The organism is Streptomyces sp. NPDC091377 (assembly GCF_044757045.1).
GTDB lineage: Bacteria > Actinomycetota > Actinomycetes > Streptomycetales > Streptomycetaceae > Streptomyces.
Window position 1 is genome coordinate 197,633 of record NZ_JBIVUE010000005.1, and the last position, 14,624, is coordinate 212,256.

Sequence of the window (14,624 nt, forward strand, 5' to 3'; positions counted from 1 at the left end):
CGCTCACGGGGTACGGCGACGGCGTCGGGCCATCGCGACCGACGCGCCGGCGATGGTCACGACCAGGGCGGCGCCGGCGAGCACCGGTACGACGGAGCCGGAGTCGTGGGCCGCGTCGGCCGCCGGGGCGGCGTCCACCACCCGGGGTCCGGGGCTGGACGCGGCGACCGCGGACGGGGTGGGTGAGGAGGCGTCGCTCCCGGCGCTCCCGGTCGGGCTCGGGGACGTGGTGGGTGAGGGCGGCGGGCTCTTCCTCGGGCTCTTCTTCGGCTTCTTCTCGGACTTGGTCGGCTTCGGGGCCGGGGTGTCCTTCGGCGGCTCGGTGGTGCGCCGGTCGGGGGCCGGGCCGGTGTCGACGCCGGGCGGCAGCGCGGGGGCCTTGTCGTCGTTGGCGGGCGGTCCGGCGTCGTCCTGGGGGCGGGTGTTCTTGGCGCGGAGTTGGTCGGGGGTGACCGTGGGGCGGCCCTCGGTGCCGCCGATGTCGGTGCCGCCGAAGATCCACAGGTCGACGCTGCCGGGCTTGGGCTTGTAGAGCATGGCGCCGAGTTGGCTGTAGCTCCAGTCGTTCTGGCCGGGGTCGGCGTGCCAGTAGGACCAGTAGGCGGAGGCGGGCGGGGTGAGGACGCAGTCGTCCTGGGCGGCGGTCGGGAACTGTTTGCCGTTCTTGTACCCGCTGTATCCGATGCGGCAGATGAACGCCGGGCCGTCGTGGCCGGTGCCGGTGGTGCGCCAGCCGCCCTGGTTGAGGAGTTCGTAGCCGGTGGTGGGGGTGGTGCCGCAGGAGCGCAGGATCGGGCCGCCCCAGTCGCTGAAGTCGACGGCGAGGACGGCGCCGGAGGTGGTGGTGCACCGGCCCATCGGCTGGGGGTCGGCCGCCGCGGGGGCGGTGGTGGCGGTGAGGGCGGCCGTGGTGAGGGCGAACGCGCCCATGACCCGGGCCGCCAGGGTGATCAGTCGTCTCATCGTCCGCTCCCTGTCCCGGCCCGGCGCCGGGTCACGACCACGACCCGCCAGCCTGCCAGCGTCATCAGTGCGGCGATCGCCGCGAGGGCCATGACCTGCACGCCGGTGGAGGCGAGTGCGCCGCTGCCGCCGTCGGCGCCGAGGCCGCCGTCCGATCCGCCCGCGCCGCCGGAGCCGCCGGAGTCGCCCGGGGTGACGATGTCCGGCGTCCCGCCGCTGTCGCTCGGGCGGGGTGTCGGTTGCGGGGAGGTGCCGTCGAGGCTGCGTTCCAGGTCGGCGAAGGAGATCCCGGTGGAGCCGCCGACGGCCTGGGTGGAGGCGCGCAGATCGGAGCCGCGCTGGCCCTCCTTCGCCACGTTGAAGCCGCCGTCGCCGTTCTGCTGCGCGGCGAGGAACCGGCGGGCGTCGGCGATCTCGTCCCGGTACGTCGCGGTGTCCAGCGACAGGCCCTGGACGGCGAGGGCGGCGGAGTTGACGGAGTTCCCCGCCGCGCCGGGGAAGCCTCCGTCGGCGAGTTGCCGGGTGGCGATCCAGCTGAGCGCCTCGTCCACGGCGGCGTCCTCACCGGCGAGGTCGAGGGCCATCGCGGCCATCGCGGTGGAGTCCACGTCAAAGTCGCCGGTGGGCGGGATCAGGCTCGGCCAGGCGCCGTTGTCGTGCTGGAGGCTCTTCAGGTAGGCGATGGGCTCCTGGGCCGCGTCCTCCTCGCCCGCCCTGAGCTGGGCGATGACGGCGAGGGACTGGGAGAAGACGGACGGGGCGTAGGTGTAGGCGCCCTTGGCCGCGCAGGAGCGGTCCGGTGCGGTGCTGGCGCCGGCGCACACGGCCTTCTCCAGCGCGGCGATCAGGTCGTGGCCCGCGAAGTCGCGCGGGTCGCGGCCGACGGCCTCGGCGAGCAGCGCGGTCTTGCCGAGGGAGCCGCCCGCCGCGTACCTGGTGCCGATGCCGGTCCAGTCGTTGACGGTGCGGTCCTCGCCGTCGGTTCCCTCCTGGTCGAGGAAGTCGACGATGCCGCGCAGCGTGGCGTTGTCCAGGCCGGTCGCGGCGAGCGCGTAGGCGCCGTCGATGGTCAGGCCGAAGTCGGCGCGGGAGGTGCCGGGTCCGGCGGTGTAGTACTGGCCCTGCTTGAGGCGGGCGGGGCCGGTGAGGTAGGCGACGCCCTTGGCCAGGTCCGGCCCTTCGCCCGGGGACGCCGTGGTCGACGGCGTCGGTGTGGGCGGCTCCGTCGGCTCGGGTGCCTTGGCGGTCAGGTCGGCGAGGCTCGTGCCGATTCCGGCGAGCACGGCGAGGGTGGTCGGGTAGACCACGGGGTCGGTGACGCCCTCCTCGAAGGCGAAGCCGCCGGCGTCGGTCTGTTCGCGTGAGAGCCAGCCGACGGCCGCGTCCGCGCGTCGGGTCTCACCGAGTGCGCGCAGCGCCTGGGCGGCGTAGGCGGTGGTGATCACCCCGGCGGTGGGGGAACCAGTGTAGGCGGGGAAGGCGCCGTCCAGGCGCTGGTTCTTCGTCAGGTACCGGCGTGCCTTGGCGACCTCGGCGGTGTGTCCGCCCGCCTTCCGGAGCACGAGGGCGACCAGGCCGGTGGTGCCGGCGTCGCCGTCGCAGTTCTCGCCGGGGCGGATCAGGATGCTGGTGACCCCGCCGTCGCGGCACTGGAGCCGGGCCAGCCGGTCGACCGTCGAGGCGGGTGGGGTCTGCCCGGCGCGCAGCAGGGCGAGCACGGCGAGGGCCTGGCCTTCGGTGTAGCCGGCGTCGCGGAAGTCGCCCCTGGCGGTGCAGCCGGGGGTGGGTCCGTCGCCCGAGTCGGGGCCGGCGGGGCAGACGTGCCGCAGGAGGTCGCCGGTGAGGTCGTGGCCTCCGAAGTCGCCCGGGTCGCGTCCGGTGACGGTGGCGAGGAGGGCGAGCCGGGCCGCCGCGGTGGCGTCGGGGGCCTGGTCGGCGCCTGCGGGGTAGGCGTGGGGGGTGGCGGTCCTGGCGAGGAAGTCGGTGACCTTGCGCAGGGTCGCGCCGGAGCCCTCGGCCGCGGCGAGGGCGTAGGCCGTCTGGACGGTCAGGAAGTGGTTGGGGCCTTCGGCGCCCTCGTCCACGATCCGCTCGCCGTCGGTGAGCCGGCCCTTCAGCCAGGCGGCGGCGCCGGGGGCGTCGATGTCGCCGGGGGCTCCGGTGGGGGTCGGGTCGGGGTCGGGCGTGCTCCCGCCGTCCGGTCGTACGTCGTCGGGGGTGAAGGTGGGGCGGCCGGTGGTGCCGCCGATGTCGGTGCCGCCGAACACCCAGGCGTCGACGTCGCCGTCGGCCGGCTTGCGGTCCATGGCGCCGTACTGGCTGTAGAACCAGGTGTCGTCCTCGGGACCGGCCACCCAGTACGACCAGTAGGCGGTGGCGGGCGGGGTCAGGACGCAGTCCTCGCGGTCCGGGGTCGGGTACGGGGTGCCGGAGGCGCCGTAGCCGATGCGGCAGATGAAGGCGGGGCCGTCGTGCCCGGTGCCCTCGGTGGTGAATCCGCCTTCGTGCAGCAGGTCGTAGCCGGTGGTGGGGGTGGTGTCGCAGCCGCGTTCCACCGTGCCCCCGAAGGGGCCGAAGTCGACGGCGACGACGGCGCCCTTGGTGGCGGTGCAGGTGCCGACGGGGTCGGCCGCCGCCGGGGAGGTGACGGTGAGGAAGGTGACGCAGGCGGCGACGAGCACCAGCAGTGCCGTCGTGGCCGCGGTCCAGGGCGCGGGTCTGCCGCCCGGCCGTCGTTCTCTGCGCTCTGCGGTCCGCACCGCGGCCCCCTCGTCTCACCGGTCCGGCGCGGGACGGGAACGTGGGGAAAGCCTCGCGGCACACGGGGGTCCCGTGCCCGGAGGCTGGTCGCACCACGCCGTAGTCCGCGACGGCGTCTGTCGCTCGTTCACGCTCCAGGCAGTCCGGCTCGCCCGGCGCGCGGCCGGGCCTACGGTTGCGGGTCAGCGCCGGATTTCGACCGGCTTCCCCTGGAACTCCTTGCGTAACAGGCGGATTTGAACACGGCCGGTACCCGCCGTCAAGGCGGCCGGAGGGGGCGCGCGGGGTGACATGGCTCCTATGGCGGCGCAATCCCCGGTCGGGTACCGTCCCGCACTGCCGAGTGGGGGAACCCGGTGGGAATCCGGGGCTGACGCGCAGCGGTGTGGGACGGCTGGAGGCCGGACCGAGCCCGAATGCCCAGGCGGCGCAGTTCTTCTGGCAGCCGGTCCACGCGTTCCGGACGGCGGTCGCGCCCCGCGCTGCTCGCCGGGCCATGGCCGCGTCCCTGATCCCAGGAGCAGCCCATGTCCCGTCCCGTCACCGCCGTACGCCGTTCCCGCCGGGTGGTCGTACGGCGTCTCGTCCTCACCTCGGCCGCCGGGCTCGGCGCCTTCGCGCTCACCGCGCTGCCCGCCTCGGCAACCGCCACGCCGGGGCAGATCGCCACCTCCAAGACCAATGGCGTCGCCTATCTCAAGTCCCTCCAGGCGGCGGACGGTTCGTACGCCGGGCCGGGGCTGTCCAACGAGTGGGCGTTCAGCGCGTTCGCCCCGGCCGGGACCGCCGCCGTGGACGTCGCACCGGGCGGGGACACCACGAAGAACGCCAGAACCGTCTACCGCGCTCTGCTCTCGACGAGCGGCTGGCCCTCCGCCACCCCCGTGGTCACCGACTACGAGCGGGCGACGCTCAACGCCTACGCGGCCGGTATCGACCCGGCCCGGGTCTCGGCGTCCCGGAACCTGATAGCGGACATCTACCGGTACTGGCAGACCGCGGAGCCCGGCTACTTCGGCCCCTCGGCCACCTTCAACGGCACGGTCTTCGCGGCGCTCGCGCTGAACGGGGCGAGGACCCAGTCCGGGCAGGTCCGCGTCCCCCAATCCCTGCGGGACGCGATGGTCACCCGGGTCCGCGCCAACCAGCACAACGACGGCGGCTGGAACTACAGCAAGGCCGAGGGCAACCCGGCCCAGCTCGCCGCCCCCAGCGACATCGACATGACCGGCGCCGCGATGGCCGCGCTGTGTGTGTCCGGCGTCCCGAACACGGACCCGGACATCACGCAGGCCAAGGCGTTCCTCAAGAGCAAGCTCGTCGCGAACAGCGGCGCCTTCAACGCCATGTTCGGGGTCAACACCGACTCCAACGGCTGGGCGGTCTCCGGCCTCAACGCCTGCGGCATCAACCCGCAGACCGGTGACTTCCTCACCGCCCTGGGCAAGACGCCGGTGGACTTCCTCATCGCCCAGCAGTTCAACCCGGGCGGCGGCTTCAAGTACCTGCCCAGTGACACCGCGCCGTCGGCGTACGCCTCCATCGACGGGCTGCGCGCGGTGGCGGGCGGCGGCTTCACCTCCGCCCCGCCGGTCCCGACGACGCCGGGCGCCCCGCGATGGGTGGGCCAGGGCTCCTTCACGTCCGGCACGGCGACCCGGCTGGCCCTCACGGTCGACGACGGGGCGGGCGGCCTCAAGGTCTGCTCGGTCGCCCTGACCCCGACGGGTACGACGACGACCCTGGGGGCCGTCCTGGACGCGGCGCTCGGCGCCGCCACCCCGTCCGGCTGTGTCACCGCGCTGACCCCGTCCTCCGGCACGGGCGCGATCACCTCCCTCAACGGGAAGGCCGACAGCGGTACGAACACCTGGAAGGTGAGCGTCGACGGTTCCGCGTTCACCTCGGCGACACGCGAGCGGACCATCGGGGTGGGCGACACCATCGCCGTGCGCTGGGGCGCGTGACGGCAGACCTCAGAGCGCCGTCCAGGTGAACGCCACCTGGTCGCCCGCGTTCAGCTTGAACTGGCAGCCGCCGACGGGGGTGGAGGTCCCGTTGACGGAGATGTTCCAGTAGGCGACCCCGCCCCCGCTGACGTTCTTGACGCTCTCCACGAAGTAGTCCTCGAAGGACGGGTACCAGGTGCCGTCCCACGTGAAGTGGGCCTTCCGGGCGGCGTCGTCGAGTGCGGCGGTGGGGGTGGGCACGGCGCTGGGGTGGGCGCCGCCGTTGGTGCCGTCGCACCTGTGGGTGCCGCCGCTCGCGGTCGTCACCTCGTGCCCGCGGGTCTTGACCCTGCCCTTGTAGAGCAGTCCGTCCGGACCCTGCACGGTGACGGTGACCTTGACGGGGGCGTTGGTGCCGTGCGCGCCGGTGCCGGGCTGGGTGTGGGCGACGGCGGGGGCGGAGGCGAGGGCGAGCCCGAGGGCGCTCGCGGCGACGAGGGCGCGGTAGGCGGAGGTGCGGTGGGTGGAGGTGCGGCGCATGAGCGTGCCTTCCTGGTGCGGAGGGCCGGCCGCGCGGCGGGGAGCGCCGACCGTTGGGGCGGGCTCCCGGCTTCACGCTGCGGACCATGACAGGGGGAAGCGGTGCACGGCGCACGGCGGGCCTTCCGACTCACGGCCGGCGGGCCGTACACGGTTGCAGGTCAGTGCCGGATTCCCACCGGCTTCCCCCACGCGTGCGCCTGTTCGGTTGTGGTGTCGGCGAGGTGCGCCAAACGCCCGCAGATTAGGCCCGGTCGAGCCCGCCGCGCCAGACGGCGCTCCGATCCGCGGCGAGGTTCATCCGAGGCGCCGCTGCGCGCGCACCAGCAGCCCCACCGGTACGCGCCGCCGCCGAGCAGTCCGGCGAGGGTGCGCGGGAGGCGTATGTCACGCACGGAGGTGCGCGAGCGCGTCGTCCATGGGGTGCGGGGCGCGAGCACCTCAGCCGGTGGGGGTGATCCGCCAGTGCCGGGTCCGCTCGTACTGGCGGCTGAGGCGGGCGAACGCCCCGCCCGAACGCAGGAGTTCGGCGGCGGTCCCGGCCTCGGTGACGCGGCCCGCGTCGAGTGAGACCACGTGGTCGGCGGCGGCCAGGGTCGCGGGCCGGTGGGCGATCACGATGACCGTGCGGTCGGGGTCGTCGCCGAGGTTGGCGATGGCCTGCGTGATCGCGGCCTCGTTCACCGGGTCGAGCGCGGAACTGGCCTCGTCCACAAGGACGACGCGGGCCCGCTTGAGCATGGCCCGGGCGATCGCGACGCGCTGCCGCTCGCCCCCGGACAACTGGGCGCCGGCCTCACCGACGCGGGTGCGCCAGCCGTCGGGCAGCCGCTCGATCACCTCGTCCAGCCGGGCCGCGGCGGCGGCCTTCTCCAGCTCGTCATGGGTGGCGTCCGGGTGGGCCAGCCGCAGATTGTTCTCGATCGTGTCGTCGAACAGGTAGACGTCCTGGAAGACGATGGCGATCTCGTCCTTGAGGACGGCGGGGTCGAGTGCGCGTACATCGACACCGCCGATGCTCACCCGGCCCGCGTCGACGTCGAAGAACCGGGCGACGAGCCGGGTGACGGTCGTCTTCCCGGACCCCGAGGGGCCGACCAGCGCCGTGGTGGTGCCGGGGCGGCAGTGCAGCGAGACGTCGCTCAGCGCGGGTGCGTCGCCGCCGGGGTAGGTGAAGGTGACCCGGGAGAACTCCACGTCGGGCGCGGCGATCCCGCGTACCGGAGCGGCCGGGACCGGCAGTGCGGGCAGGGCCAGCATCTCCTCGATGCGGGAGATCTTGTTGGTCATCGCGCGCAGGGCCCCGATGAGGTCGATGAGGTTGCCGAGGGGTTCCAGGAAGCGGGCGGCCAGCACCAGCAGCACGATCGCCTCGGCGACCTGGACCCGCCCGCTGAGGGCCAGTTCGGCGGCGAGCGCGAGCACCGCGACGAAGCCGGCCACGATGACGCCCGTGTACACGAAGAACGGCCGCCTGGCGCGGCGCATGCCGTCCCGGTAGGTCGCGCGGTGGTCCGCCAGCGCGGCGCGCATCCGGGGGGTGCCGTGGGCGTGGCCCGCGGCGCGCAGGACGGGCTGGGCCTGGCCCAGTTCGATCGCCCGGCCGGCGACGGCGGCCGACGCGCGTTCCAGCTCGGTCTCGGCGATCTCCGCGATCCTGGCGGCGCGCCGCAGCGCCCAGAGGGCGAGCAGGGCGACTGGGCCCATGGACGATCCCCACGGCGTCTCGATCGGCGAGGCGGCGGCCCTCTACGACCTCGCCCCTTCGACCCTGCGATGGTGGGAGTCCCGGCAGGTGCTCCCCGACCCGCCGCGGACCAACGGCCGCCGTGTCTACACCGAGACCGACCTCCGCCGGATCGGCCTCGCCTATCTGTGCTGTGTCACCGGGTCGATGCCGTTGGACCAGGCGTCGGTGGTGGTCACCGGCAGCCGGAACCGGGAATGGCAAGGCACGGTGAGGCGCCACGCGCGGGAGATCGAGGAGAGGATCCGGCGGTTGCAGAGCGCGCGGGCGTATCTGCTGCACCTCCTGCGGTGCCCGGACGACGACATCGTCACGCAGTGCCCGGACCTGGACGGCGAACTGGCGAGCCACACCCCGCGCGGACGCGTCGCGGCACCGGACCTGGTGGCCGCGGCCCGGTCCGCCCTCCGTGACGGAAAGACCGGCGGCCGGCGTGACGAAATGAACCCAGCGGACGTCTCCGCCCGCTGCGCCGTGTGTTCAGGCCGGTTCACCCCGTCGGCGCGGGGCCGTCACCGCACGTACTGCTCGGCGGCCTGCCGACAGCGGCAGTACCGGCGCAAGGCCGACTCCAGGTCCGCGCCCGACGCGTTCACCCCGCCCCCTGACGGCGGTTCAGCTCGGCGGCCGGCCGTGACATGACCGTACGGTCGGCACGCCGCACGACGGCGCGTACGAAGGGGGCCGCGAGCCGGTCGGATCAGGATGCCGATCGAGGCTTCCACCACCGTCAGCGCGTCAGCCTCGGGGACACCCGGCGTCTGGACCCCGCCGGGGACGGCTGACCGTCCTGCCGCTCGGGTGACGGTCCCCGCGTCACCGGAGCCGTGGCGCTCGGGCCGCAGCCGTACGGCGCACAGTGGCGGTGTGGATGTGGACGAGGTCGTTCGGGAGCTGTACGGGCTGCGGCCGTCGGAGTTCGTCGCGGCGCGGGACGCGTACGTCGCCCGGGCGCGCGAGGCGAAGGACACCGCCGCGGCGAAAGCCGTCGCCGCGCTCCGGCGGCCGGTGCTCGTGGCGTGGGCGGCGAACCAGCTCGCCCGTCAGCGGCCCGACGAGACCGAGCGGTTCCTCGCGCTGGCGGCCACCCTCCGCGAGGCGCACCGGGCCCTGGACCGCGAGCAGTTGCGCACAGCGGCGCGGGAGCAGCACCGGCTCGTCGCCGCGCTGACCCGTACGGCCGCCGACCTGGCCCAGGAGGGCGGACAGCCGGTGGGCGACCCGGTGCTGCGTGAGGTCGAGCAGACCCTGCACGCGGTACTCGCCCGCCCGGATGTCGCCGAGCTGTGGTCGGAGGGCCGGCTCACCAAGGTGCCCGATCCGGCCGTCGGTTTCGCCGATGTCACACCCGAGGACGCCGCTCCCCCGGCCCGCCCCTCCCCCACCGCGCCGAAGAAGCCCGCCGGCCGCGAGAAGGCACAGCGCCGGGAGGCGGAGCACCGGGAGGTGGAACGTCGGGAGGTGGAGCGGGCCCGTGTCGTGGCCCGGGAAGCCGCCGCCCGGGTCCGGAGCCGCGAGCGGGAGCTGGCCTCGGCGCACGACGACCGGACCGCGGTCGCGGGCCGGGTCCGGGAGGCGGTCGAGCGGGTCCGCCGCCTGGAGCGCGAACTGGCGCGGGCCCGGCAGGACCGCTCGGCCGCCGAAACCGCCGCGGCGACGGCGGACCGGGCGGTGCGCGCGGCGGAGCACGCCTTGGCCGAGGCCCGCCGGGCGGCGGCGCGGGCCGACCGCGGCGCGCCCCCGAGGACCGACCGGTGAGCAGGTCCGACGACGTTCTTCCGCCCGGAGCGATGAGTTCGGGTCCGTCGCACGGTCATGGTTGTCGAGAGATGACGACGGATCCACGGAGGACCCCATGCTCACCGACACGCCCGACTCCGCTCCCGCGCAGAGCCTTGAGGTTCCGGGCGCCCGCCTGCACTACGAGGTACGGGGGCAGGGCCCGCTCGTCGTGCTGGTCGGCGCGCCCATGGACGCCGGTGCCTTCGCCCCCCTGGCCGACCTGCTCGCCGCCGATCACACGGTGCTCACCACCGATCCGCGGGGCATCAACCGCAGCCCGCTCGACGACCCCGAGCAGGAGTCGACGCCGGAGCTGCGCGCCGGGGATCTGGCCCGGCTGATCACCCACCTCGACGCGGGCCCGGCGGTGGTCCTGGGCTCCAGCGGCGGAGCGGTCAGCGCCCTGGCGCTGGCGCAGGAGCACCCCGAGCTGGTGCGCACGGTCGTCGCCCATGAGCCGCCCCTGATCGAGCTGCTGGACGACCGCGCGCAGCTGCGTGCCGGGACCGAGGAGACGGTCACCGCCTATCTCGGCGGCGATGTGATCGGGGCGTGGAAGCGGTTCTTCGCCCAGGCCGGCATCGCCGTGCCCGAGCCGGTGGTGGAGCAGATGTTCGGCGGGGACCGGGACGCGCGGCAGGTGGTGGACGAACGCCGCTGGTTCGCCCACGAGATGCGTGCCACCACCTACTGGGCGCCCGACCTCGCCCGGTTGCGCGCGGTGCCGTGCCGCGTCGTGATCGGCGTCGGCGAGGACTCCGCCGGCCAGCTGTGCGACCGCACGTCCCGCGCGCTCGCGCAGGCGCTGGGCACCGGGCCGACCGTCTTCCCCGGCGACCACACTGGCTTCGTCGACGCCCCGAAGGAGTTCGCCGCCGCCCTGCGCGCCACCCTCCAGGACGGCTGACCGGCCGAGGGAAGGCATGAGCGCCCGGCCGCGGGGGTCCCCCGTGGCCGGGCGCTCGCCGTCCTGCCCGGCCGCCGCCCCGCATCACCCGTTCGGCGGATCAGCGGCTGCCCCCGGGGCCGTCCCCGCGTGCACTGGGTTCAGGTGTCGTGTGCCCGAACCCGGAGGTGGCGATGGACTCGACCGCGGCGGACGTGACAGCGGTACGAGGCCCGCTCGTCAGCTTCACGGGCGACCCGTTCCTCACCAGCCGTGAGGACGCCTTCGTCCACGAGAGTGACGGGCTGCTGATCTGCGAGAACGGTGTGATCACCGGGTGCGGTGACTACAGCGCGCTGCGCGACCGGCTCCCTGCGGGGGTGGAGCCCACGCACTACCCCGGACATGTGATCAGCGCCGGCTTCGTCGACACCCACATCCACTATGTGCAGACGGAGATCATCGCCGCCTTCGGTTCCCAGCTGATCGACTGGCTGAACCACTACACCTTCGTGGAGGAACAGCGTTTCTCCGACGCGGACTACGCGCGGCGCATCGCGTCCTCGTTCTGCGACGAACTGCTGCGCAACGGCACGACCACCGCCCTGACGTTCTGCGCCGTGTACCCGGCGTCGGTGGACGCGCTGTTCGAGGAGGCGTCGGCCCGCCGGATGCGGATGGCCGCGGGCAAGGTGCTGATGGACCGCAACGCCCCCGACGCGCTGCTGGACACGGCCCGGTCCGGCTACGAGGACTCGAAGGCGCTGCTGGAGCGCTGGCACGGCACGGGCCGCAACCTGTACGCCATCACCCCTCGTTTCGCGCCCACCAGCACCCCCGCGCAACTGGAGGCGGCCGGCACCCTCCGCCAGGAGCATCCGGAGGCGCTGATGCACACCCATGTCTCCGAGAACACCGGGGAGATCTCCTGGGTGCGCTCGCTCTTCCCCGAGCGCCGCGGATACCTGGACGTGTACGACCACTACGGCCTGCTCGGGCCGGGCGCGGTCCTCGCCCACGGGGTGCATCTGACCGGGCGGGAGCGCGGCCGGTGCGCGGAGACGGACACGGCGATCGCGCACTGTCCGACGTCGAACCTCTTCCTGGGCAGCGGACTGTTCCACCTCCACGACGCCAAGGACCCCCGGCGGCCGATGCGGGTCGGGCTCGGTACCGACATCGGCGCGGGCACCAGCTTCTCCCTGCTCGCCACCATGAACGAGGCGTACAAGGTCGCGGAGCTGAGCAACTATCCGCTCGACTCGGTCAAGGCGTTCTTCCTCGCCACGCTCGGCGGCGCGCAGGCCATGGGCATCGACGACAAGGTCGGCTCCCTCGCGCCCGGACACGAGGCGGACTTCGTGGTCCTCGACCCCCGGGCCACCCCGCTGCTGGCCGAGCGGACGTCCCGGGCCGGCGACATCGAGGAACTGCTGTTCGTCCTCGCCGTGATGGGTGACGACCGTACGGTCCGCGCCACCTATGTCGACGGCGCCCTGGCCCACGACCGCGACGCCGCCGCGTCCGCGGCCTGAGCCCGAACCGAGCGACGGGAGACCCCCTCATGGCGCACACCGCTTCCGCCGGGTCCGGCGGCGAGACCGGGCACGAGTACCGCAAGCATCCCGGTGCCAGGATCCTGCACGGCCCGCACCGCAGGATCGGCGGGGTCGAAGCCTGGATCATCTGGGGGCTGTGCACCGTCTTCGTCGTCTGGCTGTTCTCCATCCAGACGGGGTACGCCGTAGTCTCACCGGAGATCCAGAAGACCGCCGGCCTCACCGTCATCCAGATCAGCCTGGCCGGATCGATCTACACCTGGGCGTTCGCGCTGTGCCAGTTCTTCTCCGGGGCCCTGCTGGACCGGTTCGGCTCCCGCCCGCTGCTGGCCGTCGCGGTGGCCTTCGTCACCGCCGGCGCCTTCCTGTACGCGCAGACCACGAACATGGCCACGCTGGTGGCCGCGCAGGTCGTACTGGCCATCGGCTCGTCGTTCGGCTTCGTGGGCGCCGGATACATCGGCGGCCAGTGGTTCCCCGCGGCCCGGTACGGGCTGATGTTCGGCCTGGTGCAGTCGCTGGCCTCGCTCGGCTCCGCCTTCGGCCAGCCGGTGATCTCCTGGCAGCTCACCAAGGTCACCTGGCAGCAGCTCCTGAACGGGTTCGGGGCCGGGGGTGTGGTGCTGATCGTGCTGTTCGCGCTCCTGGTCCGCAATCCCGGCCCCGGCCCGGAGGAACTGGCCCAGCGCTCCGCCGCGACCCCCGCCCGACCGCCGCTGGTGTCCAGCATCTTCCGTGACCTCGGGGCCTGTTTCCGCAACCGCAATGTGGTGCTGTCCGCCGCCCTGGCGGGCGTCTCCTTCGGCTCGATGCTCGCCATGGGTGTGCTGTGGGGCCCGCGTCTGATGGAGGCGCGCGGCGCCGAGACCTCCCTGGCCGCCGTGCTGACCGCCATGTCCTGGCTGGGTCTGGCCGTGGGCGCCCCGCTGTTCAATCTGCTCTCCGACCACTGGAACAACCGCCGGGTCCCCGCCGTGTGCGGGGTCCTGCTCCAGGCGGCGGCGATCTCGCTGCTGATCTATCTGCCCAGCGAGACCAACAGTGTCTCCGTCGTCACCATGTTCTGCGTCGGTCTCTTCGCCGGGGCCCACATGCTCGGATTCACCGTCGCCGGCGAGTCCGTCCCGGGCGCGCTGGTCGGCAGCTCCGCCGCCATCGTCAACGGTGTCTGCTTCATCATCGGCGGACTGCTCCAGGCCATCCCCGGCCGTCTTCTGCCGGACCACCCCCACCTGAGCGACTACGGTCACGCCCTGCTGCTCATGCCCATCCTGCTCGTCCTCGGCGCCCTGGCCGGCTTCTTCATCCACGACACCGGAAGGACGCGCGGGAGCGGGGCCTCCGAGGTTGGCTGAAGCCCGCCGCCGGGGTGAACGGCGTTGCTAGCGTGGTCATATGAAGTTCCGTCATGTGGGCAACAGCGGGTTGATCGTGAGTCGGCTCGCCTACGGCAACTGGCTGACGCGGAGTTCCACGAGAGGTGCGGAGACAGATCTGGCGTGTGTCCGGGCGGCCCTCGACGTGGGGATCACCACCTTCGACACGGCGGACCTCTACGCGGAGGGGGCGGCGGAGGAGTCACTGGGGCGGGCCCTGAAGGGTGAGCGGCGCGAGGGGCTGGAGGTGCTCACCAAGGTGTTCGCGCCCACCGGCCCGGGGCGCAACGACATGGGGCTCTCCCGCAAGCACATCAGGGAGTCCATCGAGAGTTCGCTACGGCGCCTGGGCATGGAGTACGTCGATATCTACCAGGCCCATCGGTACGACCACTCCACCCCGCTGGAGGAGACCATGGAGGCGTTCGCCGATGTGGTCCACTCGGGCAAGGCGCACTACATCGGGGTCTCCGAGTGGACCGCCGAGCAGGTGCGGCGCGGTCATGCGCTCGCCCATGAGCTGAGGATCCGGCTGGTGTCCAACCAGCCGCAGTACTCGGCGCTGTGGCGGGTCCCGGAGGCCGAGGTGATGCCGGTGTGCGAGGAGCTGGGCGTGGGGCAGATCGTGTGGTCGCCGTTGGCCCAGGGGGTGCTGACCGGCAAGTATGCGCCGGGTCAGGGGTGGCCGGAGGGCTCGCGGGCCGCCGACACCAACGACGGCACCGAGGTGCTGACGCCCTGGCTCACCGACGATGTCCTGGGCCGGGTGCAGCGGTTGCGGCCGATCGCCGGTGACGTGGGGCTGACCCTGGCCCAGCTCGCGCTCGCCTGGGTGCTGCGGCATCCGAACGTGTCGGCCGCCGTGCTCGGCGCGTCCCGGCCCGAGCAGCTCACCGACAACGCCAAGGCGCTCGACGCGCGTCTGGACGACGACGTGGTGGCGGCCGTCGACGCCCTGCTCGGTCCGGTCGCCACCCGGGATCCGGCCCTCACCGAGACCAGCAGCCCGGTGGATCCGCGGTGGCGGCTGGCCTGACGCACGGGCCGGGGCCCGCTCTCCCG

Annotated in this window: 11 protein-coding genes and 3 riboswitches; of the genes, 7 read left to right on the forward strand and 4 right to left on the reverse strand. The window is 73.6% G+C overall.

The genetic code is table 11. The features are described from left to right. Positions 1-3 precede the first annotated feature (3 nt). The gene (locus ACIQNG_RS13370; protein ID WP_401484689.1) at positions 4-963 is read right to left on the reverse strand and encodes a hypothetical protein; all 960 of its coding nucleotides are present in this window, start codon (positions 961-963) and stop codon (positions 4-6) included. Further along, a complete protein-coding gene (locus ACIQNG_RS13375) occupies positions 960-3,722 on the reverse strand; it encodes a prenyltransferase/squalene oxidase repeat-containing protein (RefSeq protein ID WP_401484691.1) in 2,763 nt (920 codons plus the stop codon). The genes ACIQNG_RS13370 and ACIQNG_RS13375 overlap by 4 nt, the downstream gene beginning before the upstream one ends. A gap of 119 nt (positions 3,723-3,841) precedes the next feature. Further along, positions 3,842-3,978: riboswitch (cobalamin riboswitch) on the reverse strand. Between the two features lie 91 nt (positions 3,979-4,069). Continuing rightward, positions 4,070-4,145, forward strand: a riboswitch (cobalamin riboswitch). Between the two features lie 105 nt (positions 4,146-4,250). Between ACIQNG_RS13375 and ACIQNG_RS13380 the strand changes: the two genes are divergently transcribed. Continuing rightward, entirely contained in the window at positions 4,251-5,690 is a 1,440-nt protein-coding gene (locus tag ACIQNG_RS13380; protein WP_401484693.1) for a prenyltransferase/squalene oxidase repeat-containing protein, read from the forward strand. A 9-nt stretch (positions 5,691-5,699) separates the two neighbouring features. Here ACIQNG_RS13380 and ACIQNG_RS13385 read toward each other — a convergent pair whose 3' ends face one another. Together ACIQNG_RS13385 and ACIQNG_RS13390 are read right to left on the reverse strand one after the other, a co-directional pair. Further along, positions 5,700-6,212 carry a DUF4430 domain-containing protein gene (locus ACIQNG_RS13385; protein ID WP_401484695.1) on the reverse strand — a complete coding sequence of 171 codons (513 nt, stop codon included), beginning with the start codon at positions 6,210-6,212 and terminating at the stop codon, positions 5,700-5,702. A 97-nt stretch (positions 6,213-6,309) separates the two neighbouring features. Continuing rightward, a riboswitch (cobalamin riboswitch) is annotated at positions 6,310-6,431 on the reverse strand. Positions 6,432-6,653: 222 nt separating this feature from the next. Next, the gene (locus ACIQNG_RS13390) at positions 6,654-7,919 is read right to left on the reverse strand and encodes an ABC transporter ATP-binding protein (RefSeq protein WP_401484697.1); all 1,266 of its coding nucleotides are present in this window, start codon (positions 7,917-7,919) and stop codon (positions 6,654-6,656) included. On the opposite strand from ACIQNG_RS13390, the gene ACIQNG_RS13395 reads away from it, so the two are divergent. The 6 genes from ACIQNG_RS13395 (at position 7,918) to ACIQNG_RS13420 (ending at position 14,598) form a co-directional block, all read left to right on the forward strand. Next, positions 7,918-8,601: a MerR family transcriptional regulator gene (locus tag ACIQNG_RS13395; RefSeq protein WP_401484699.1), complete on the forward strand. Its 684-nt coding sequence runs from the start codon at positions 7,918-7,920 to the stop codon at positions 8,599-8,601. The two genes, ACIQNG_RS13390 and ACIQNG_RS13395, sit on opposite strands and share 2 nt — an antisense overlap. 225 nt (positions 8,602-8,826) lie before the next feature. After that, a complete protein-coding gene (locus tag ACIQNG_RS13400) occupies positions 8,827-9,717 on the forward strand; it encodes a hypothetical protein (RefSeq protein ID WP_401484701.1) in 891 nt (296 codons plus the stop codon). Positions 9,718-9,814: 97 nt separating this feature from the next. Continuing rightward, a complete protein-coding gene (locus tag ACIQNG_RS13405) occupies positions 9,815-10,648 on the forward strand; it encodes an alpha/beta fold hydrolase (RefSeq protein ID WP_401484703.1) in 834 nt (277 codons plus the stop codon). Positions 10,649-10,821: 173 nt separating this feature from the next. Then, complete coding sequence (gene guaD / locus ACIQNG_RS13410) at positions 10,822-12,162, forward strand: guanine deaminase (RefSeq protein WP_401484705.1); 1,341 nt, start codon at positions 10,822-10,824, stop codon at positions 12,160-12,162. A gap of 29 nt (positions 12,163-12,191) precedes the next feature. After that, positions 12,192-13,541: an MFS transporter gene (locus ACIQNG_RS13415; RefSeq protein ID WP_401484707.1), complete on the forward strand. Its 1,350-nt coding sequence runs from the start codon at positions 12,192-12,194 to the stop codon at positions 13,539-13,541. A gap of 40 nt (positions 13,542-13,581) precedes the next feature. After that, positions 13,582-14,598, forward strand: a complete 1,017-nt coding sequence (locus ACIQNG_RS13420; RefSeq protein ID WP_401484709.1) for an aldo/keto reductase family protein — start codon at positions 13,582-13,584, stop codon at positions 14,596-14,598. Positions 14,599-14,624 lie beyond the last annotated feature (26 nt).